Genomic DNA, 20,375 nt, shown 5'->3' with positions numbered 1-20,375 from the left:
GCACCCTCGGCCTTGCTGGCGCTCGCCGCGGCGATCGCCAGCGTCGCGGCCGGGGCACCCGCTGCCTCTTTGGTGAAGGTGAAGTCGTCGAAGCCGAAGTAGTCCGGCGCGTCGAAGCGCAGCTCGTCGATGCTGGAGAAGCGCGCCTGGCCGTCGAAGCTTACCGGCGTCGTCACGCCACGTGTGGCCGTGAAGATGTAGCTGCCAACCTGAATGCCATCGTCATAGGCCTGCGCCGTGATCCGCAGGCTGGACGCGGTGGCGGCGGAGAAGGCGGCGGAGTGGAGGCTGAAATCGCCGCCATCGGCCAGCCGGATCACCATGGGAGCGCCCGCAGCTGCCTCGTAGCCCGCAACCTCGCGCCCGGTGGCCTCACCAAAGAAGGCGAGGTTGCTCCCGGAGGCGGTTTTATAGCCGAGGGACTCAGCCGGCCGGTAGACGCCGGTCTGCCCCCAGGTGAAGCCGCCATAGGTGCCTGCGAGGCGCTGTTCGGCGCCGGCGGCGAGAGCGAACGCGTCAAACGTCAGCACGGTCGGCGCCACCACCGCCGCAAGGGTGGCAGCCGGTGCCACCACCGACAGCACGGATGGGTCTGACGCCAGGGTGACACTGGCCACATCGGTCGTGGCGGCGTCAGCACTCTGAACGGTCACGACTGGCCCGGCGAGGCTCGCTGCTGCTTCACCATACTGCGTGTCGACTTTGATGCCGCCATTCAGCGTGTCAATGCTCCCGGCATCATGGTGGGATGTGTGGCTCCCTGGGATGGCCAACGGATTGTTCCTGGGGGTGTTGTCAGGCGCCTGAGGGCCGGCTTCCTCACGGTGGCTGACATGCTGGTTGGCGACGCTGCCGCGCCGCGCCATTACTCCCTGGCCACTCGACACCGCGAGGGTGGCGGCCAAGCCATCCATTCCGACCGGGCTGGAAGTGTCGGCGTTCACCGCCAAGTCTTGGGGCGGGGTGCCGGTTGGCATCGGCAGCATATCACCTTCTTTTGAGGCCGACGCCGCGCCCGCGACAATGGATTTATGGTGCTTACGTTCGAAATTCGAAATAGTCATTGGTCAATGCTCCCGTCTTAGGCGCAACGGTCTGAATGCGACACGTGATCGCTTAACACACGTATTTTTGGGTGTGTAAAGCTCAAAACGGTATCAACAGTTCGCATAGTTTTTCCTAACTACTATTCGGTTCTAAACGACTCTAAATCGAAGTATTCGATGTATTACTTCGAGTAATGCCGAGAGAATGCGTTATATTAATAATATGTCAAGGCCTATTCTTTGACAACGTCGACACCGTTGTGTAGATGATAGGGTTTCGTGCCAAGGCTCCGCGCGCGGCGCTGATGACGATATTGTGTATTGATCGCTATTAATCCACCAGAGGTTGCTTTGTCAAAGCCATGGATGTTTGGGATGCCGTGGCGGCATGACGACACCGCTCGGGCGGGTGGGGCAGCGCCACCTCCGCTACTTCAGACGGCAAGACCTCGATCCGGAGCAACCGAGCCGATGCAGCTTCCAACCAAAGCTGTCCTGGTCCGCGGGTCTTGGTGCGGGCACCGTTTCCAGCGTGCTGTTTGGCGCGTGGCTCCGCCCGGCCGTTGTTTCTAACGAAGAGCGCGCAGTCTATCCTGCCAGCAGCGCGTCGAACGGATGGGAAAGCCGGTCCCAACCCACCTCCAGGCACCGTTCGCGCTGGCGCCTCCCGGCGCCGGATCGTCCCGTCGGACCAACCGCCTGCCGGCTCCTGGCCAGGACGCTGGGAGGGGAGGAGCGGGGCCTCTCAGGTCATCATGGGCAGGGGCGGCGCTTGCGCCACAGCCCGCCGGCACCGGACCGAGCCACTCGCCGGTGTCCAGCCGCCGCCTGGCGGTGGCCGCCCGAGGCCCAGGTCGCTCGCACCACCCAACGCCCCGTTTGTCTCAATTCGCGCTGAATAACTTTTTTTCGCAACGTCCTGCGCGAAATGACGCTTGCGATTTTTCGCAAATTAGTAGATTCTCTCGGCCGTCTCACATAAGGCGTCGTCGTCGACATGTCCATGAAAGGCGTCTCAGCAGATCCGAGTGCGGTCATTCACCACCCGGATCTTGTAAATCTTTATGGCTGCTCCATTGGGGCAGAGACAAAAATCGGACCTTTTGTCGAAGTCCAAAAGAATAGTCATATCGGTGCGCGGTGCAAGATTTCCTCCCATGCTTTCATTTGTGAAGGCGTGATGATCGACGATGAGGTCTTCATTGGGCACGGGGTTGTCTTCACCAACGAGCTCTATCCGCGGGCGACCAACCCGGACGGCAGCTTGAAATCCGATGCCGATTGGACGGTTGTGCCAACCCGCGTGCGCTGCGGCGCCTCGATCGGCTCCAATGCGACGATCGTGGCTGGCGTGACCATCGGCCAGGGTGCCCTCGTTGGCGCCGGGGCCGTGGTGACGCGCGACGTCCCCGATCATGCCATCGTTGTCGGTGTGCCCGCCAGGATCGTCGGCGACGCTCGGGAGAAAGAGGGTGTGCAATCCCATCACCGCCTGGCCGTGGCGGGTAGCGCTGGGCTCGAGACGGTGCGCCGTCCCTGACTGTGCCAGCTGCGGAGGGGTTGCCGTCGCCGGTTGCCAGCGACCAGCAGCGCAATCTCTTCAAAAAGTTGTAAACTGAGGCGAAACGGTCGCCAAATGGTCGATATCGCGTCCAAAAAGGGCGCGCCACAATCTACTATGCTCCAAGGATTGCGCACCGCTCCGATCGAGCCAGCGCTGCCGGGCAGGAAATAGAGGAGACTGCGCGCCGCCAACAACGGCCCGCGCATGGAACGCAGCTTTGGCATGGTTGAGCTTCTAGGACCGGAAGACAAGGTGGGGGCATCAGTGATCAAGATCGGCATCATCGGCTACGGTTACTGGGGCCCCAATCTGGCCCGCTGTGCGGCGGAGGCAGCGGGCTGCGAGCTCGCCGGCATCGCCGACGCCTCGCCCGCGGCGCTCGCGCGCGCCGGCAAGCGCTATCCAGGCGCTCGGCTCTTCGCCCACTGGCAGGAGATGGTGGCCGATCCGGATATCGACGCGGTGGTGGTGGCCACCCCCGTCGCCACCCATTTCGAGATGGCGCTGACAGCGCTCCGCGCCGGCAAGCACACCTTGGTCGAGAAGCCTATCACCGCGAGCGCCGAGCACGCGCGCATCCTGATTGAGGAGGCTGCGCAGCGCGGCCGAACGCTCATGGTCGACCACACCTTCGTCTATACCAGCGCCGTCCAGAAAATCGGCGAGGTTATGCGCAGCGGTGAGCTCGGCGAGATCTTCTACTACGACAGCACGCGGGTAAATCTGGGCCTTTTCCAGCGCGACGTGAACGTGATCTGGGACCTTGCGGTGCACGACCTGTCTATTCTGGACTTCGTGATGCCGGAGCAGCCGGTCTCGGTATCAGCCAGCGGGGTGGGACATATCCGCGGCAATCTCGAGAACATGGCGCACTTGACCCTGTTCTACGGCAGCGGCGCCGTCGCTCACCTGAATGTCAATTGGCTCGCGCCGGTGAAGGTCCGCCAGACGCTGATCGGCGGCAGCCGCCGCATGATCGTCTATGATGATCTGCAGCCCAGCGAGAAGGTGAAGATTTACGATCGCGGCGTCTCGGCGGGTACGGAGGCAGGCGAGACCGATCTGCGGGTGTCCTACCGCTCAGGCGACATGTGGGCCCCGCAGCTCTCCGTCAAAGAGGCGCTGCTGACCGAGCTGGAGCATTTCGTGCACTGCATCGAGACGGGTACAGCCCCCGTGACCTCGGGCGAGAGCGGCCTCCGTGTGGTCAGGACGCTGGAATGTGCCATGGCCTCACTGGCCCAGCGCGGCCACCCCGTCGAGATCGAGCCCTGGCGGCTCGCCTCCTGAGGCGCCGCGCGCCGCCGCCGCTCTAGATCGTCTTCGTCCATCAGACCATGACTGCTGCCCCCTGCAAAGGACCGACCCGTGATCCCGCTGCTTGATCTGAAAGCTCAGTATGCCAGCCTGCGCGACGAGCTGAACGCTGCTGCGCTCGAGGTGTTGGCCAGTGGCGAGTATGTTGCCGGCCGCCGCGTCGCCGCTTTTGAGCAGGACTTCGCCGCCTATTGCGGCACACGCGAGGCCATGGCGGTGAACACCGGCACCTCGGCACTGCATTTGGCGCTCCTCGCTCTCGGCATCGGCCGCGGCGACGAGGTCGCCACCGTCGCCATGACCTTCGTGGCCACCGTCGCGGCCATTCGTTATGCCGACGCAACGCCCGTCTTGGTCGATGTCGATCCAGCGACCTTCAACATGGACCCTGCCGCGCTGGAGCGCGCCATCACGCCGCGCACCAAGGCGATCATTCCGGTCCACTTGCATGGCCGACTGGCCGACATGGACGCGATCCTGGCGATTGCCGGGCGCTACGGCATTCCGGTGATCGAGGATGCAGCGCAGGCACATGGTGCCGTCCACCATGACGGGCGGCGGGCTGGCGCGCTCGGCGATATCGGTTGCTTCAGCTTCTACCCCGGCAAGAATCTCGGCGCCTGCGGCGAAGGCGGCGCGGTGGTCACCAACCGTGCGGAGCTTGCCGCCACGGTCCGTCAGCTCGGCGACTGGGGCCAGGCCGGCCGCTACAACCATGTGCGGCACGGGTTTAACTATCGCATGGACGAGCTGCAGGGAGCGCTGCTGCGGGTGAAGCTGGCGCGCCTTGCCGAATGGACCGAGCGTCGCCAGGCAGTCGCCGCCCGCTACGACCAGCTGCTCGCCGATGTCGCTCTGACCACGCCACAGCCGGCCGTCGGCCGCGAGCATGTCTACCATGTCTATGCGGTCCGCGTGGCGGCTGAGGCGCGTGACCGGCTGCGCGGGGAGCTCGCCCAGGCTGGGATCGGCTCCGGGCTGCACTATCCCTGCCCGGTGCATCTGCAACCGGCCTACAGCGATCTCGGCTATCGGGCCGGCGCTTTCCCGGTGGCCGAGCGGCTCGCGGGTGAGCTGCTCTCGCTGCCGATTTTCCCTGAAATGAGGGAGGCGCAGCAGCATCAGGTGTGCGACGCGCTGCGCACGCTCTGCGGCCGCCGCATGCCAGCCGCCCAGGCCGCGAAGGTGCCTGCCCATGTCGCCTAACAGCATTGCTCCCGAGGCCAAGGCCGATCCCGCCCTGGCCGGGGCGCTCGTCGCCCTGCGCGGCCAGCGCTGCCTGGTCACGGGCGGCGCGGGTTTCATCGGCTCGCACATCATCGACCTGCTGGTCGATGCCGGCTGCGACGAGATCATCGCGGTCGACAATATGGTGCGTGGCCGGCCGGAGAACCTCGCCCATGCCATGCGCAGCAGCAACCGCGTGCGCCTCGTCGAGGGTGACATCCGCGACGGCGCTCTGATGCGGAGCTTGGTCGAGAGCGCCGACACGGTGTTTCACCAGGGCGCGCTGCGCATCACCCAATGCGCGCAGGAACCGCGGGCGGCCTTCGAGGTGATGGTCGCCGCGACCTATGACCTGTTTGAGCAATGCGTGGCCGCCAAGGTTCGCAAGGTGGTCTACGCCTCCTCCGCGTCCGTCTATGGGATGGCGCAGGAATTTCCGACCACGGAGAACCAAAACCCCTACGACAACCGCACGCTTTATGGTGCGGCCAAGGCGTTCGGCGAGGGACTGCTGCGCTCCTTTAACGATATGTATGGCCTGTCCTACGTCGCGTTGCGCTACTTCAATGTGTATGGCCCGCGCATGGACATCCATGGCCGCTATACCGAGGTGCTGGTGCGCTGGATGGACCGCCTGGCTGACGGCCAGCCGCCGGTCATCTTCGGCGATGGGCTGCAGACCATGGACATGATCCACGTGCGCGATGTCGCGCGCGCCAATATCCTGGCCGCTGCGGCGCCGGCCTCCGACATCGCACTCAATGTCGGGACCGGCAGCGAGACCTCACTGCTCGGCCTGGCGCAACTCCTGTCGGAGGTGATGGACCGGCCTGGCCTGTCCCCCGTCTTCCAGGAGGCCCGCGCGATCAATCCGGTGCCGCGGCGTCTGGCCGATGTCGCCACGGCGCGCGCGGCCATCGGCTTCGAGGCCAGCATCCCGCTCGCCGAGGGCCTGGCCGAACTCGTCGGCTGGTGGCGCGACGAGAAGCTCTTGATGCCGGCCTCGCAGACCGCCTGAAGGCGGCTGCTCGCCACGTGCCTCAGTCCTTGCCAGGGAGATGTCAGAGATGATTCCGATCACCCAGCCCCTTATCGGACCCGAAGAGGCTGAGGCCGCAGCCGAGGTCATCCGCTCCGGCTGGCTGACCCAGGGACCGCGCGTCGCGCGGTTCGAGGCGGATTTCGCCGCCCTCGTCGGCGCGCCCCATGCCGCGGCCGTGTCGAACTGCACGACGGCGCTGCACCTGGCCCTGCTCGCCGTGGGCGTCAAGCCGGGCGATGAGGTGGCCACCGTCAGCCACACCTACATCGCCTGCGCCAACGCCATCCGCCAATGCGGCGCGGTGCCGGTCTTCGTCGACATCGACCCGGCAACCTACACCATCGATCCGGCCCTGCTCGAGGCCGCCATCACGCCGCGCACGCGGGCGATCATGATCGTCCACCAGATCGGCATGCCCTGCGACATGACGCGCATCCTGCCGATCGCCCGCGCGCATGGCATCCCGCTGATCGAGGATGCGGCCTGCGCGCTCGGCTCGCAGATCTTGCTGGACGGCGCCTGGCAGCCGGTCGGCATGCCGCATGGCGACGTGGCCTGCTTCTCGCTGCATCCGCGCAAGGTGGTCACGGTCGGCGACGGCGGCGTGCTGACCACCCGCGACCCCGAGCTCGACCGTCGCTTCCGCCTGCTGCGCCAGCACGGCATGAACATCCCCGACACCGTGCGCCATGGCAGCCCGCAGGTGATCTTCGAGAATTACCCGGTCTGCGGCTTCAACTACCGCCTGACCGACGTGCAGGCGGCGATAGGCATCGAGCAGCTGAAGCGCCTGCCGAGCATCGTCGAGCGGCGGCGCACGCTGGCCGAGCGGTACGGGCGGCTGCTGGCCGCCGAGGTGCCCATGGTCGGCGTGCCGGCGGAGCCTGGCTGGGCCCGCACCAACTGGCAGAGCTATGCCATCCGGCTGCCGGCGGGCAGTGGCCAGCGCGCGGTCATGCAGCGCATGCTCGACCGTGGTGTCGCCACGCGGCGTGGCATCATGTGCATCCATCGCGAGGAGGCCTATGCCGACCTGCCACTGCGCCTCCCGCTGCCGGAATCCGAGGCGGCGCAGGACAACAGCATCCTGTTGCCGCTGTTCCCGCAAATGACGGAGGGCATGCAGGACGAGGTGGTAGCCGTGCTGCGCGGCGCGCTCCAGGCCTGAGGACAGACCCGTCCAGCGCAGGGCGGCAGCATGACGGGGGCGCGTGTGGTTCAGCGGTTGGTGGTGCTGGGGTCCGGCGGGAACACGTTGGACGTGATGGATATCGTGGCGGCGATCAACGCCGTGACCCCAGCCTGGGAGCTTGCCGGACTGCTCGACGACGCGTCCCCGGTGGGACCCAACGCGCTCGGCTTGCACACCTTCGGCGGGCTGGACGCAGCCGCCGCGCTCGCCGTGCCGGGTGGGCCGCTCGCCGATGCGCTCTTCCTCAACGCGATCGGCAGCGAGCGCAACCACGCGGCCCGCGCCGCGATCGTCGCGCGCGCCGGGCTTCCAGCGGAACGCTTCGCCACACTGGTGCATCCGGCGTCAGGCGTCTCGCCACAGGCTGTGCTCGGCCGCGGCTGCTGCATCGGCTATGGCGTCTCGATCGGCGGCCGGGCTCGCTGCGGCGATCATGTGTGGATTGGTCCCGGCTGCGTCATCGGCCATGATTCAGTGCTGGAGGCTCATGCCGTGGTCGCCCCGCGGGCCACGATAAGCGGCTCGGTCCGGCTGGGCGCGGGCAGCTATCTCGGCAGCGCGGCCGTTCTGCGGCCAGGGGTTGTCGTCGGTGCAGGCGCCCTGGTCGGGATGGGCGCGGTTGTTCTTCGGGAGGTCGCGCCGGATAGTGTCGTTGTGGGCAATCCAGCACATGAACTGCGTCGCATCCATCGAGACCGCCTGCCGGGCTGAGATGCCTCGTCCGGTCCAGGACGGTGTCAGGCGACTGCAGGTCCAGGCGGCATTCCGGCGCGCTGCCGCGTTCGAGCCCCTTGGCAGCCAGCCCTGGCTGGGCGTGGCGGACGCCTGATCAACCGATGTCGACGCATCCCTTGCGCGGGCATCGCGGCCTGTTGGTGACGGTGCCGGCACCGCGAAATCCCGCAAACTCCGCCGGCAGGTCGTCCAACGGCGGCGTCTTGCCGGCACCGACAAAGCCGGACACAACGATTCCTGGCCAGCGGCGATTCCCGCTGTCCTGGCTGCGGGAGGACGCCGTGCCGGCGTTGGCACACCATTCTGTCTGAACCATCCGGCGGCACGGAGCATCCATCCGACGCAAACCCCGACACAGCCTTGCGCCATTCCGTGCCGCGGGGACGATCCGCCAGCGGGCGCGCGGCGGTGCTGGTGGCCCTCATCGCCGCCTTCATCATCTACGGCTCGCTCTACCCTTTCCGGTTTCATGCCTTGCCAGGGGAGGCAGGACTATTCGCCGCCCTGGCGGCCAGTTGGCTGCGCTGGCCCGGCAGCCGCGGCGACTTGCTCGTCAACCTCGTCCTCTACATGCCGTTGGGCCTGTTTGTGGCCCTGGCGCTGCAGGGCGCGGACGGCAGCCGAAGGTCGGCCATGCTCCGGCTGCTGCTCACCACCGCTGTGGGCGCGATATTGTCCTTCGCCATTGAGGTGACACAGCTGCACATCAGCGCGCGGTTCAGCAGCGTGTCGGATCTCGTCCTCAACACGATCGGCACCCTGGCCGGGGCCATGGCGGCCTTGGTACTGGGCGCAGCGGGGTGGTCCCGCGCGGGTGACGTCACAACGCCCGCACGGCGGCACCCGGCCGAGCCTTTCGCCGCGTTGCTCGTCCTGGCTTGGCTCGGCTACCGGCTCTATCCCTATGTCCCGGTCATCGATCTGCACCATTACTGGCACAGCGTGAAACCGCTTCTGCTGACGCCAGTGCTGGAGCCGCTCCACACGCTGCGCCTTGCCGTGCTTTGGCTGGTCGCCGCGCGCCTGCTGGAGGCCGCCCTGCTCGGGCACGGCCTGCGCGCTTGGCCGCTGCTGGTGCCCGGCCTGCTGCTCGGCGCCGTGGTCGCTCAGGTGCCGATCCTCGACAGCCGCCTGTCCCTGGCGGAGGTGCTCGGCCTCGGGCTCGGGCTGCTGGCCTGGATGATCCTGCGGCAGATGCGCGATGAGCGCCAAGTGGCCGCTTTCCTCGCCCTGGCGCTGGCAACGGTCATCCTGACCGAGCGTCTGGCGCCGTTCACCTTCCATGAGGATCCGCTGCAGCCGTTCAATTGGGTGCCGTTCCGCGCCGCCCTGCGGGGCCGCTGGGAGATCGGCCTGCAGGCGATGCTGCAAAAACTCTACCTGTACGGCGCGCTGCTCTGGTTGGCGGTGCGGGCGGGGCTTCGCCTGCCCGTCCCGGCGGCGGTCTTGGCAACGGCGTTGCTGGCGACCAGCCTGCTGCAAACCCACATCCCGGGCCGCTCTCCCGAGGTGACAGATGCCGTGCTGGCGCTGATCATGGCCTTGGTCTTTGTGGTCGTGGGCGGGAGCCATGGGGCGCCGCCCAGGACGCAAGCGCGCTAGCGCGCCCGCCGCGCCATGGCAAAGCGAGCGACCTCGTGAGCAGCCTCCCGCCCAACAGGGGGTCCGATGCCATTCACATGCCATTTCTTAAAAGCTAAGACGCCATAAATTTACCATCTCATTAATAAAACCTCTTTTCCTAGCCTGAGATGGCCGGATACAGTCAGCCACCTTCTTAGCGTGAAAGGTAACGCCTTCGATGAGCAATCAGGACGCGGACCGGTCTGCCGATCCGGAGCGACGAGCCCTTCTGGTCAAGGGCGGCCAGTATGCCGTGGCGGCGCCCGCCGCGACGTTGCTGCTGGCCGCTTCCACCAAGCGGAGCATGGCGGCCTCTTACGGCCCGTCTTCCGGCCCCGGTGGTCCCCCCGGCGGCCCCCCCGGTGGTCCCCCCGGCGGCCCCCCCGGCGGCCCCCCCGGCGGCAAGAAGTAAGTCGAGGCAATCTCGGCGGGCTGCTCCCGAAGCCGGACAGGCTTCGGGAGTGCCTACTCACAGCCCAGCCTGCGGCCGGCTGGATCTCTGGTTGTCGGATGACGGCTCGACCGCCTGCCCCACGGCGATGCGCCCAAGGCGGGTGCCTTCTAGCCCGCTGAAAATGACCTGGGCAGGCTACCCGCGCGTCTCGGAACTATGCTGCGCCGGCGGAACTTGCGCCAGGATTTGCTGCACCCCATCGAGGGCTTGCGCCGAGGTCGCATAGCGCAGAGCAAAGCAGGGCACGGCGCCGATCCAGCGGACCAAGGCACCGACGCGGGCAGCGTCCAACCGCATCCCCACCACCAAACACTCGCTCAAAAGACGCTGCAACGACGTCAGCGGCGTCAGCCGCTCGAGCTGGGCTTCTGCCGTCTCCCCGACGTGGCGGGGAAAAATCGCCACCTGAACCGGGCTCGCCTCACCAAGCCGCGGCAGGCGCGCGGGCGGCGGTGCCACATAGGTCACCCGCTTCCCGTCCGCCCGGAGATGGAAGCGCGGCTGCGCCGCCAGGGCGGGATAGTGCGGTACCAGTGCCGCCACCCCACTCTGCTTGACACAGAAGGCCAGCGGCACGGGCAGCACCTGTAGGTCGTCGTCGCGCAGCAGGGCGAGCTCGTCCGAATAATAGGTGAAGCCGGCCTGCACGAGCAGCGCGGTCAGCGTCGACTTGCCGCTGCCGGACGCGCCCGGCAGCAGTACTGCCCCGTTCGGGCTGGTAACGACGCCAGCATGCAGGCCTAGCAGGGCCCCGCCCTGCCGGTTAACCGCCTTGGCCCAGACCTCCCCCTTGACTAGGGGCGCTAGACCCGCGATGTCGGCACAGGTATTCCAGATCTCGCCGCCACAGAGGAGTAGGATGCGCCCCTGCCGCGGCACGATGTCGAGGCGCATCTCCTCTGCCTCGTCGGCTGTCTGCACCGCCAAATGCGCCAACACGGGATGGACCGCCTCAGCCAGGTCTTGGGTGGCGAAGTTGATCCGGAAGCGGGTGTCGAGCAGCCTGTAGCAATGCGTCACCGCAATCCTGGGGGTCCCCACCCGTCGGCGGCGTGCGGCGGTTGCGGGAATGGCTGCCGCGTCGGTCGGCGGCGGCGGTGTTCCCGCCCGACGCCCGACGGCCGATCCCGGCGTCACCAAACCTTGTGCGGTCCAAATGCCCAAGGTGTCTTGCAACAGCACCCCCGCCGCATGATCAGATAAGCCGAGCGTCTGTGCTAGGGCCTGCCGGATGGCGACCCGGCTCCGTCCCTCCTCGAGCAGGCGCCACAGATGGGCGCCGGCCTCGTTCAGGATATGTAGCTCCTGCCGCGGCTCGGAAAGCAGCAACGCACAGCCGTCGAGTGGGAAGGCATGCGTGCCCAAGGCAGGTCTCACGCCGGTCATCTTGCACGCCGCTCCGCGGTGGCGTCGCCTGAACGATCGTGCCGCAACACGGCCTTGCCCGCGCGCCAGAGCGGCAGCGCCAGATAGTCATGCGCAAGCCGCACGACCGGATAGGCAAAGTGCAGCGCCGGCGGTAGCTTCAGCAGGCGGAAGTGGTGCGGCCGCACGGCGGTTAGGGTGGCAGCCAGATAGCGCAGCCGAGCGGGCAGGTCGTCATGCGCCTGCCAGATGAAGCGCGAGGGGCGGAACACCGAGGGTTCCTCCCCATCCGCATCGCCGGGACCGGTCAGCAGCCGTGCCCGCGCCGTGGCAACCAAGCCCTGACAGACGTGGTCAGCGGCCATGTGGCGGCGCAGCGCCGGCGGCAGTGGGGCCGTGCCGAGCAGATCCTCGGCCAGTGCCACGGCCAGCAGCAGCATGCGCCGCAATCCCGCCTGGCATGCCCGTTCCAACACCTGGTCCCAGTCGAGCGCCGCCCCGCAGCGGCGCAACAGCGCCGCCACATCCGCCACCCAAATCAGCCGAGCCCATTGTTCCTTGCCGCCATGCAGGGCGGCGACCAGCAGCGCATCCTCGGGTGACAGGGTGCGCAGCGTGACACCCTCCTCCAGGCCGAGCGGCACTGCCCGCGGCCACAGCGTGTCCGGCACGAGGCTGGTACCGAAATTACCCGGCGCGAAGGCCCAGTGCGGCTCCACCGGCAGGTGCTGCACGTTCGCTTCGGGAAACAGGATGTCCTGACCGTTATGCGCCCGGTACGCTGCCAGGATTGCGGGGCTGAGATCAGCCACCGGCGAGCGGAAGCCAAGCTGTTCCAGGGTGGCCAGGCAGCGGTCGATATCCCCGGGCCGGATTAGCAGGTCGAGGTCGCGGAAGTTGCGCAGCGCTGCTGCAGGAGGGCCATAGGCCTGCCAAGCGAGAGCCGGCCCCTTGAAGGGCAGCGCCTCAATGCCCGCCTGCGCCAGCGCAGCGATGAGGCCCAGCAGCTCTGCCTTACCCGCCGCGAAGGCTTGGCGCGCGGCAGCGCGATGGGAAGCCGCCGCCTCTGCCAAGTCGGGCGGCAGCGCCTCCGGCACCGTCTCGAGCAGGTGGTGGCACAGGAAGGGCGCCGTGCCATGCGCCAGCGCCGCGGCAATGAGGCCGTGCCAATCGGGATTGCGCCCGATGGCCACAACCAGGCGAGCCTGATCCGCCTCGTCCAGCCCTGAGCGGGCTGTGGCGAGGAGAAGGTCGATCTCAGGGGATGGGTCGGTTAGGATCGGGCCCGCTCCGCGTCTGGCTCTGGTTACAAAGCCCAAGAGTAGCGGGTCTTTACTAACATTTATCGTCACGTGTATGCCGGACAGGCCGGCCCTGCCGGTTGTTCATCAGGCCAGGCCAGCTGAATTGTCGCCTTGCCTCAACGCCTCCCGCTGACTGATCCATCGCCGAGCAATGGCGTTGCCTGCCCTTCGATTACATTGCTTCGCAGGATTGCGGGCGTGGCAGTGATGTTCAGCACGAAGGCCGGTTGGTAAGCCCCGTCCATCCGAAACCGGTTATCCTCCACCAGGATCTCCGGCGTTGGACGGTCAACGCCCTCCGCCCCGATCGCTATGGCGGCTCGATGGTTTTCGGCTTTCGGCCCCTTCTCCAGCCGGTTACCGCGAATCAGCACGGCTCCGCCATTCGGAACATCGATCAGGTAGCTCGCCGTTCCGTCCGGTCCGTCGGCGATGTCACTGTCCACCACCTCTGTTCTCATGGCGCGAGATTTAATGTGGTGCCCCTGGCGCGTCGTCCGGAAGGTAGAGCGCTCCACCCGCAGCAACGCTAGACGGTTCACGTAGATGCCATGGGCGCAGGCCTGCTCGCAGGTGCCGTTCCGCAGAAACTCGCTACTGCGTATGATCAGTGTGCTCCGCGGCTGGTCTGCCGCGAGAATACCGTTCTGGTTATCGAGGAAACGGACGCGCTCGACGAGCAGGTCTTGTCCCTCAGCCCGAATGCCCGCCCCATTCCCATCGGGAACACGCGCGCGTTGCAGGGTTAAGCCACGCACCGTCACACGGTTGCCCGTGATCACGAACAGCGCTTTGCCCTGGCATGGCTTGTCGGTAATCACTGTGCCGCGGCCTTCCGCACCACCGGATATACCTTCGATGGTCAGGTCGTTCTGTTGCCAGACTGCGCAATCAAAATACTCACCGGGTGCAATGACCACTCGGTCACCATCGCGCGCCGCGGCAGCCGCCTCCGAAGGCCGCGCATAGGTCTGACCAGGCCCGACCTCGAGCGTCCGCGCTGCGGCACAACCGCTAGTCATCATAATCGCCCAAAGGCCCAAGAAACCTACCCATCGAAGCATCAGGAATGGCCGCACACGGTTCGGCTGATGGTAAGAAGGCGTTGTCGAGCGCTCGGGCATGCCGGTCTCCTTAATGCCAAGTACAGTGTGCCGGAGCCGATGCCTCACTAACATGATGCACTCGGCTACCCACACTGATCCTGAAAATGGCTCATCCCGGAGCCGGTCGTTTGGGTAACTAAAAAAAGTCTAGCATGGACCCTGTCGTGCATCCCATCCTCTTTCCTGCCAAAGCCAAGCCTCGATGTCTCTCCAAGCCTTCCTGACCGCGCTGCTGCTGCCACCGGTACTTTTTGTCTTGGCCGCTTTGACGGGCGGAATCCTGGCTTGGCGCGACAGGGAACACCAGGCCGGACGCAGCTTACTGGTGGCGGCTGCGGCCCTAGGGGTTTTGCTGCTCGCCACACCCTTCGTGTCCGGACACCTCATTGCTTCCCTTGAACATGACCTTACCGCGGAAACCACGGTATCGGAGACGGCGGCCGTCGTGCCTCCTGCCGCCATCATCATCCTCAGCGCCGAGGTGGCGCGCCGTGCTGGCGGGGCAGAGCCGGAGGTCGGTCCTCTGACCTTGGAGCGCCTGCGCGCTGGGGCAGCGCAGCACCGGCGCACCGGGCTGCCGGTGCTGGTCACGGGCGGTCCGATCCAGCGCGGTGATCCGCCGCTCGCCGCGCTCATGGCGCGGAGCCTCGCCGAGGATTTCGGTGTTCCGGTGCGGTGGATCGAATCGCATGCACGCGACACCCGCGAAAATGCCGAGTTCAGCGCCGCCCTGCTGCGCGAGGCCGGCATCAGGGCCGCTTGGCTGGTGACCCATGCCTGGCATATGCCGCGGTCGCACGAGGCCTTCGCGCGCGCAGGCGTCGCCACCAGGGCCGCGCCGGTACGGATTGACAAGCGTCCGAACGGCGCTTGCTGGTCGCAATGGGTGCCGCGCGCCGACTATCTTGGCACCAGCTGGTTCGCTCTGCGGGAATGGGCTGGGCGCCTGGTCTATGCGCTGCGCGATGGGGAGAGCTGGTAATGCAGGGGGAGCAGCAGGCCTGCAGCCATCGCACGGTCTCGTCCAGCCTGCAGCCCCGCCATCCAGTCGCGTCCGCCAAGCCAGGTTCCGCTCTTGCGGCCCGCTCCGCTGTCGGTGGCCGCCCTGAGCGGGACGCTGGTCTGGCCTGCTGGGCCATGCGGCCGACCCACAGCAGACTGTCCGGCTTCACCCACACCGTTCCTTCACCAACGTCCGGGAATCTTACGCCATGACCTCGATGCCATCTTTGCCCTCGCCTCGGCCCTATCTCATCACCGGCGGTGCCGGCTTCATTGGCTCGCATCTGGCGGACGCGCTGCTCGCCCGGGGCCAGGCGGTCCGCATCCTCGACGATCTCTCCACCGGCAAGCGTGACAATCTGGACCCGCGCTGCGACCTCCGGATCGGCGACGTCGCCGATCCCGCCGCAGTGCGCCAGGCGATGGACGGGGTGGCGGGCTGCTTCCACCTCGCCGCCATCGCCTCCGTCGCGCGCTCCAACGAGGACTGGGTGGGCACCCACCGCGTCAACGCCACCGGCACCGTCGCCGTGCTGGATGCGGCGCGTCACGCCGGGCCGGAGGGCCGCGCCGTGCCAGTGGCCTATGCCTCGTCGGCTGCGGTCTATGGCGACCAGGGCGAGGGACCGATCCGCGAGGACGGGGTGCCGCTGCAGCCCCGCACTGCCTATGGCGCTGATAAGCTGGCCTCGGAGCTGCATGCCCGCGTCGCGGCCGCGGTGCACGGGGTGCCGAGCATCGGTTTCCGGTTCTTCAACGTCTACGGGCCGCGGCAGGACCCGACGTCACCCTATTCCGGGGTCATCTCGCTGTTTGCGGCACGGGTTGCCAGCGGCCAGGCCATCGCGGTGCATGGCGACGGGCGCCAAACCCGCGACTTCGTCTTCGTCGCCGATGTGGTGCAGCATTTGCTGACCGGCATGGCCCTGCTCGAGCGGGCGGCAGCCCCGCAGGCGCGCCTCTTCAATGTCTGCACCGGCCGCGCCACCGCGATCATCGACCTGGCCGCCCTCATCGCGGCGACCTTCGGGCAGGCACAGCCGGTGCTGCAATTTGGCCCCGCTCGGATGGGTGATATCCGCGCCTCGCTCGGCAGTCCGGCCGCGGCGACGGCCGCGCTTGGCTGCGCCGCGCAGACCCCGCTCGAGATGGGGCTCGCCGCCCTGGCCGCGGCGGTCGAGCCGGGCTGAAGCGGCGATTGGCGATCCGGCCCACGGGCGCCCTATCCAAGGGTGGCGCCGCCGCGCCACTGCAGGCACAGCGTCCTGGGGACGCCACCTGGCCCAGATCTCGCACGCTGTCGGTGCATCCAGGCTGAGGCGACACACGGTCTTCTACAACACAGACCCACTGCGGCGCAGGAGGGATGCCCGCTACCGACAGAGCGCACCCCCGTGCTGCTCGGGGCTGCCCCTTATTGACGCGGCCCCCATTGTCTTGATCTGATTGAGTGGGGAGCCAAGTTCACGGGCATGAGGCACGTGGACATGCGCAAGCTGCCCGCGGCGGCTCAGGAAGAGCGCCGGCGGCAGGTGGTCGGGCTCCGCCAGCGCGGCCTGACCTATCGGAAAATCGCCGAGCAGGTCGGGCTGAGCCGGACCGGGGTGATTGACATCTGCCAGCGCTACGCGGCGGAGGGCAGCAAGGGCCTGGTCAGCAAGCCGCGCAGCCGCAAGCCCGACGAACAGCGCCTGCTGGATGCGGCTCAGGAAGCCGAGGTGCAGACGCTGATCCGCCGTCACACGCCAGATGAGCTGGGCTTGCCGTTTGCGCTTTGGAGCCGGGCGGCGGTGGGGCTGCTGATCGCCCGCCAGTGCGGGGTCGAGCTGGCGGTGCGAACCGTGGGCAAGTACCTTCGCTGGGGCTTCACCGCCCAGAAGCCGATCCGGCGGGCCTATGAGCAGGACCCGGCGGCGGTGCGGCGCTGGCTGCGGCGGGAGTACCCGGCCATTGTCATGCATGCCAAGCAGGCTCGGGGCATCATCTTCTGGGGCGACGAGACCGGCCTGCGCTCGGACGACGTGCGCGGCCGCGGCTACGCCCCGCGTGGCCGGACACCGCTGGTTCGGGTCTGCCACAAGCGGGCCAGCTTGAGCCCCATCTCGGCGGTAGCCAACAAGGGCGAACTGCGCTGGATGATCGTCGACGGCGCGGTCAACGCCTCGACCCTGATCCGCTTCCTCGAGCGCCTGATCCGGGAAGCCCGCCGCAAGGTCTTCCTCATCCTGGACCGGCTGCGGGTGCACCGTGCCCGTCTGGTTCAGGACTGGCTTGCTCGGCATAGCTCCAGGATCGAGGTGCAGTACCTGCCGCCCTATAGTCCCGACCTCAACCCGGATGAGGGGGTGAACGCCGACCTCAAGCAGGCGGTCCCGCGAAAGGCGCCGGCGCGCAGCAAGGCGCAGCTGAAGCGCGCCGCAATCAGCCACATGCGCAGCCTTGCCGGGCGGCCACAGCGGATCCGCTCCATCTTCCAGCATCCGCAGTTCCGCTACGCCGCACAGTCAAAATAATGAGGACCAAATCAATAAAAGGCGCCCATGGTGACCGCCTTCGACGGCGGCGCGGTTGCCTGCAAGACGGCGCGCGACCGTCGGACGCGGCGGGTCACACCATCGCCCTGGTCAGGGGCCTCGCGAGCTGCCGCGGCGACATGCAGAGGTCGGCGCGGGGCAAACACGACACGGCCCAGCAGGTCAGCCAGCACGTCGGCGGACCGCGCCTGGCCTCTGGCCGAGGAGGGTGACGCGTGCGCGCCTCGAGTCTCGGCCTCAGGAGGTTCCTGTTGAGAACCAGGCGAGGCGATGCTTAAATCGTGACATGATGCACAATACTTCTAGCCGCTTGCCAGTGACCGTGCTGTCGGGCTTCTTGGGAGCTGGCAAGACGACATTGTTGAATCATATCCTGGCCAACCGCGATGGCCTGCGCGTTGCCGTGATCGTTAACGATATGTCGGAGGTGAATATTGACGCGGCCCTCGTGTCGCAAAGCGGTGGACTGCGGCGCACCGAGGAACGCTTGGTCGAGATGTCCAATGGCTGCATCTGCTGCACGTTGCGCGAGGACCTGATCAAGGAGGTCGCCACACTGGCCGAGGAGGGCCGCTTCGATGCTCTGCTGATTGAGAGCACCGGCATTTCCGAGCCCATGCCGGTTGCGGCGAGTTTTGGTTTCCGCACGGCGAAGGGCTTTTGTCTCGGCGACCATGCCCGGCTGGATGCCATGCTGACCGTTGTCGACGCTCGCGCCTTTCCCGTAGATTATGTGAGCAGCGACACGCTCCGCAAGCGTGGCCAAGCCGCCGGTCATGATGACCGCCGGATGTTGGCAGAACTCCTCATCGACCAGGTCGAGTTTGCCGACATTATCGTCGTCAACAAGGCGGATATGGTGACACCGGCAGAGCTTGACCGGATGCGCGGCGTCCTGGCCGCTCTCAATCCCGGCGCTGATATCATCACGAGCGTCGAAGGCCGGGTTCCGCTGGACCGCGTGCTGCATACCAACCGGTTCGATGCTGACCGCGCCAGTCGTTCGGCGGGATGGATGCAGGCTTTGGCCGGGCATGCCTTGCCGGAAAGCAGTGAATTCGGCATCACCAGCTTTGTCTGGCGGGCCCGCCGTCCCTTGCATCCAACCCGCTGGTACCGCTTCATTCAAGGGGATTTGCCTGGCCTGCTCCGGGCCAAAGGTTTTTTTTGGTTGGCCACGCGCATGGATCAGGCTGGGGCTTGGCAGCTCGCTGGCGCCGTGGGCCGGGTGCAGGCAGCTGGCCCCTGGTTGGATGCCGTGGATCGATCGCTATGGCCGGCGGATCCACTGTGGCATGCCCGTGCCGCCTCGTTCTGGCAGCCGCCGTTTGGCGACAGGCGCCAGGAAATCGTGTTCATCGGCACAGGCATGGACGAGCGCGCGTTGCGCGGGGCTCTCGAGGCCTGCCTGTTGACCGATACAGAATGGGCGGCGGGACCCGCTGCCTGGGCGGCATGGCCCGATCCGTTTCCGGCTTGGCACCACGGTTGACATGCCGCAGCCGGACCATGCCGTTTCGGCTGCGGCGGAGCCCGGCCGTGGCGCATCAGCGGAAGTTGGGCGAGACGCCAGCCCGCGCATGCGGTAGCTGATCGGGCTGGGGCGCAGCGGTTCCGCCTGGCGTCCCGGCTTTCCTCACCACACCGGAATCGATCAAGCTCTGCAACGCCTTTTGCATGACGTCGACCGAGTTCGCAAATCCCTCCACCGAAAAAATGAGCCGCTGTCGGGGCACGGACTTCGGCGTGTTGTTAGCATCGCGCTCGGTCATCGACAGGCTGACGAGATCGACTCTGACGATCGATCCGCTCACCATGATCTCGCCGACGCCGTCCGTATACAGTTCAGGGTACATCTCTTGATCCTCAGGCGGCCAACTGGCCTTGGAAAATCACATCCACCCCATAGTTGGTGGCGTTGTAGCTGCTGGTCGGGAAGGCGCTGGCGCCATAGGCGAAGACGCCATTGTTACCCGCCGGAGCAAGGAGCGGCCCGCTCTCACGGGATGTGGAGAAGTATCCCGGCGCGGCCGAGTAATGTCCAGTATTGGTGTGGTAGGAGGCGACCAGGGTGCTGCCGGCGGTCACCGTGACCGGCTGGGCGAAGTTGACCTGCTGCCAGCCGCTGGCCGTCTCGGCGGTGAAGGTGGCGGTAGCGAGCAGGGTGCCGTTGGCTGACCACAGGTTGCCGACATGGGTGCCGGTGTTCTGCGGCCCCTTGAAGAAGCGCAGCCCGGTGATGGTGCCGCCCGTCTGCGCCGTGAAGCGCACGCCAAGCTCGATCGCGCTCGGGTCGCTCGTCGAAATGGTGGCGGGGAGGGTGCTGGCATCGAACAGGGTCAGGGTCGGCGTCGGGCCGACCTCGACCCCCACCTGAGCTGTCGCGGTGCCGCCGCGGCCATCGGTTGCGGTGTAGCTGAAGTTCGCCGGCCCGGTGGCGCCCGCCGTTGGCGTGAAGGTCACCAGCTGGGTGGCCGCATCGAAGGTCACGGTGCCGCCGCTGCCGGCGGTGACGCTGCTGATCGTCAGCGGATTGCCGTCCGGGTCGCTGTCATTGCCCAGCAGGGTCGCGGCGGCGATGGTCAAGGGCGCCCCCTGGCTGGCCCGGAAGCCGCCATCATCATTGACCACCGGGTCGCGGTTGGGCACCGGGTTGAACAGCACGTCGACCCAGTAGTTGGCGTTGTTGTAGCTGCTGGTCGGGAAGGTGCTGGCGCCATAGGCGAAGACGCCGCCATTGGGCGCCACGGTGAGCGGCCCGCTGTCGTAGCCGGTCGAGAAGTAGCCCGACGAGGAGGCGTAGTAGCCGGTATTGGTGTGGTAGGAGGCGACCAGGGTGCTGCCGGCGGTCACCGTGACCGGCT

At 66.9% G+C, this 20,375-nt stretch carries 17 protein-coding genes; 11 read left to right on the top strand and 6 right to left on the bottom strand.

Going from position 1 to position 20,375, the window contains the following annotated elements:
- The coding region (locus AC5JJ1_RS12855) for a hypothetical protein (RefSeq protein ID WP_495785501.1) at window positions 1-1,064 on the bottom strand (1,064 nt) is incomplete at its 3' end.
- 979 nt (window positions 1,065-2,043) lie between these two features.
- On the opposite strand from AC5JJ1_RS12855, the gene AC5JJ1_RS12850 reads away from it, so the two are divergent.
- The 7 genes from AC5JJ1_RS12850 (at window position 2,044) to AC5JJ1_RS12820 (ending at window position 9,725) form a co-directional block, all read left to right on the top strand.
- Window positions 2,044-2,586, top strand: coding sequence for an acyltransferase (locus AC5JJ1_RS12850; protein ID WP_495785500.1), 543 nt, complete (start codon window positions 2,044-2,046; stop codon window positions 2,584-2,586).
- Window positions 2,587-2,814: 228 nt separating this feature from the next.
- The gene (locus AC5JJ1_RS12845; protein ID WP_495785499.1) at window positions 2,815-3,900 is read left to right on the top strand and encodes a Gfo/Idh/MocA family protein; all 1,086 of its coding nucleotides are present in this window, start codon (window positions 2,815-2,817) and stop codon (window positions 3,898-3,900) included.
- Window positions 3,901-3,978: 78 nt separating this feature from the next.
- Window positions 3,979-5,133, top strand: a complete 1,155-nt coding sequence (locus AC5JJ1_RS12840) for a DegT/DnrJ/EryC1/StrS family aminotransferase (RefSeq protein WP_495785498.1) — start codon at window positions 3,979-3,981, stop codon at window positions 5,131-5,133.
- Window positions 5,123-6,172: an NAD-dependent epimerase/dehydratase family protein gene (locus AC5JJ1_RS12835; RefSeq protein WP_495785497.1), complete on the top strand. Its 1,050-nt coding sequence runs from the start codon at window positions 5,123-5,125 to the stop codon at window positions 6,170-6,172. Before AC5JJ1_RS12840 ends, AC5JJ1_RS12835 begins: the two co-directional genes overlap by 11 nt.
- A gap of 49 nt (window positions 6,173-6,221) precedes the next feature.
- The gene (locus AC5JJ1_RS12830; RefSeq protein ID WP_495785496.1) at window positions 6,222-7,364 is read left to right on the top strand and encodes a DegT/DnrJ/EryC1/StrS family aminotransferase; all 1,143 of its coding nucleotides are present in this window, start codon (window positions 6,222-6,224) and stop codon (window positions 7,362-7,364) included.
- A gap of 30 nt (window positions 7,365-7,394) precedes the next feature.
- Window positions 7,395-8,099 carry an LbetaH domain-containing protein gene (locus AC5JJ1_RS12825; protein ID WP_495785495.1) on the top strand — a complete coding sequence of 235 codons (705 nt, stop codon included), beginning with the start codon at window positions 7,395-7,397 and terminating at the stop codon, window positions 8,097-8,099.
- Window positions 8,100-8,495: 396 nt separating this feature from the next.
- On the top strand, window positions 8,496-9,725 hold the full coding sequence (locus AC5JJ1_RS12820) for a VanZ family protein (protein WP_495785494.1): 1,230 nt from the start codon (window positions 8,496-8,498) through the stop codon (window positions 9,723-9,725).
- A gap of 610 nt (window positions 9,726-10,335) precedes the next feature.
- Here the strand turns inward: AC5JJ1_RS12820 and AC5JJ1_RS12815 are convergent.
- The 3 genes from AC5JJ1_RS12815 to AC5JJ1_RS12805 form a co-directional block, all read right to left on the bottom strand.
- Entirely contained in the window at window positions 10,336-11,586 is a 1,251-nt protein-coding gene (locus AC5JJ1_RS12815; RefSeq protein ID WP_495785493.1) for a hypothetical protein, read from the bottom strand.
- On the bottom strand, window positions 11,583-12,758 hold the full coding sequence (locus AC5JJ1_RS12810; protein ID WP_495785492.1) for a nucleotidyltransferase domain-containing protein: 1,176 nt from the start codon (window positions 12,756-12,758) through the stop codon (window positions 11,583-11,585). Before AC5JJ1_RS12810 ends, AC5JJ1_RS12815 begins: the two co-directional genes overlap by 4 nt.
- Before the next feature lie 227 nt (window positions 12,759-12,985).
- Window positions 12,986-13,993, bottom strand: coding sequence for a right-handed parallel beta-helix repeat-containing protein (locus AC5JJ1_RS12805; protein WP_495785491.1), 1,008 nt, complete (start codon window positions 13,991-13,993; stop codon window positions 12,986-12,988).
- A 184-nt stretch (window positions 13,994-14,177) separates the two neighbouring features.
- Here AC5JJ1_RS12805 and AC5JJ1_RS12800 point away from each other — a divergent pair, with 184 nt between their 5' ends.
- The 4 genes from AC5JJ1_RS12800 to AC5JJ1_RS12785 all read left to right on the top strand — a co-directional run bounded on the left by AC5JJ1_RS12800 (window position 14,178) and on the right by AC5JJ1_RS12785 (window position 19,003).
- Entirely contained in the window at window positions 14,178-14,957 is a 780-nt protein-coding gene (locus AC5JJ1_RS12800) for a YdcF family protein (protein WP_495785490.1), read from the top strand.
- Window positions 14,958-15,195: 238 nt separating this feature from the next.
- Window positions 15,196-16,167: an NAD-dependent epimerase/dehydratase family protein gene (locus AC5JJ1_RS12795; protein ID WP_495785489.1), complete on the top strand. Its 972-nt coding sequence runs from the start codon at window positions 15,196-15,198 to the stop codon at window positions 16,165-16,167.
- Between the two features lie 282 nt (window positions 16,168-16,449).
- A complete protein-coding gene (locus AC5JJ1_RS12790; RefSeq protein ID WP_495785488.1) occupies window positions 16,450-17,490 on the top strand; it encodes an IS630 family transposase in 1,041 nt (346 codons plus the stop codon).
- 307 nt (window positions 17,491-17,797) lie between these two features.
- Window positions 17,798-19,003 (top strand): GTP-binding protein, encoded by a 1,206-nt coding sequence (locus AC5JJ1_RS12785; protein ID WP_495785487.1) that lies wholly within the window; start codon window positions 17,798-17,800, stop codon window positions 19,001-19,003.
- A gap of 55 nt (window positions 19,004-19,058) precedes the next feature.
- Here AC5JJ1_RS12785 and AC5JJ1_RS12780 read toward each other — a convergent pair whose 3' ends face one another.
- The gene (locus AC5JJ1_RS12780; protein WP_495785486.1) at window positions 19,059-19,367 is read right to left on the bottom strand and encodes a hypothetical protein; all 309 of its coding nucleotides are present in this window, start codon (window positions 19,365-19,367) and stop codon (window positions 19,059-19,061) included.
- A gap of 10 nt (window positions 19,368-19,377) precedes the next feature.
- Window positions 19,378-20,375 (bottom strand): DUF4082 domain-containing protein (locus tag AC5JJ1_RS12775; protein ID WP_495785485.1); only part of this gene is annotated, 998 nt, incomplete at its 5' end.

The sequence above is a fragment of the Belnapia sp. genome, assembly GCF_059504005.1.
Note: the sequence above shows the minus strand (reverse complement) of the source record. Positions and strands in the feature narration are given on the sequence as shown.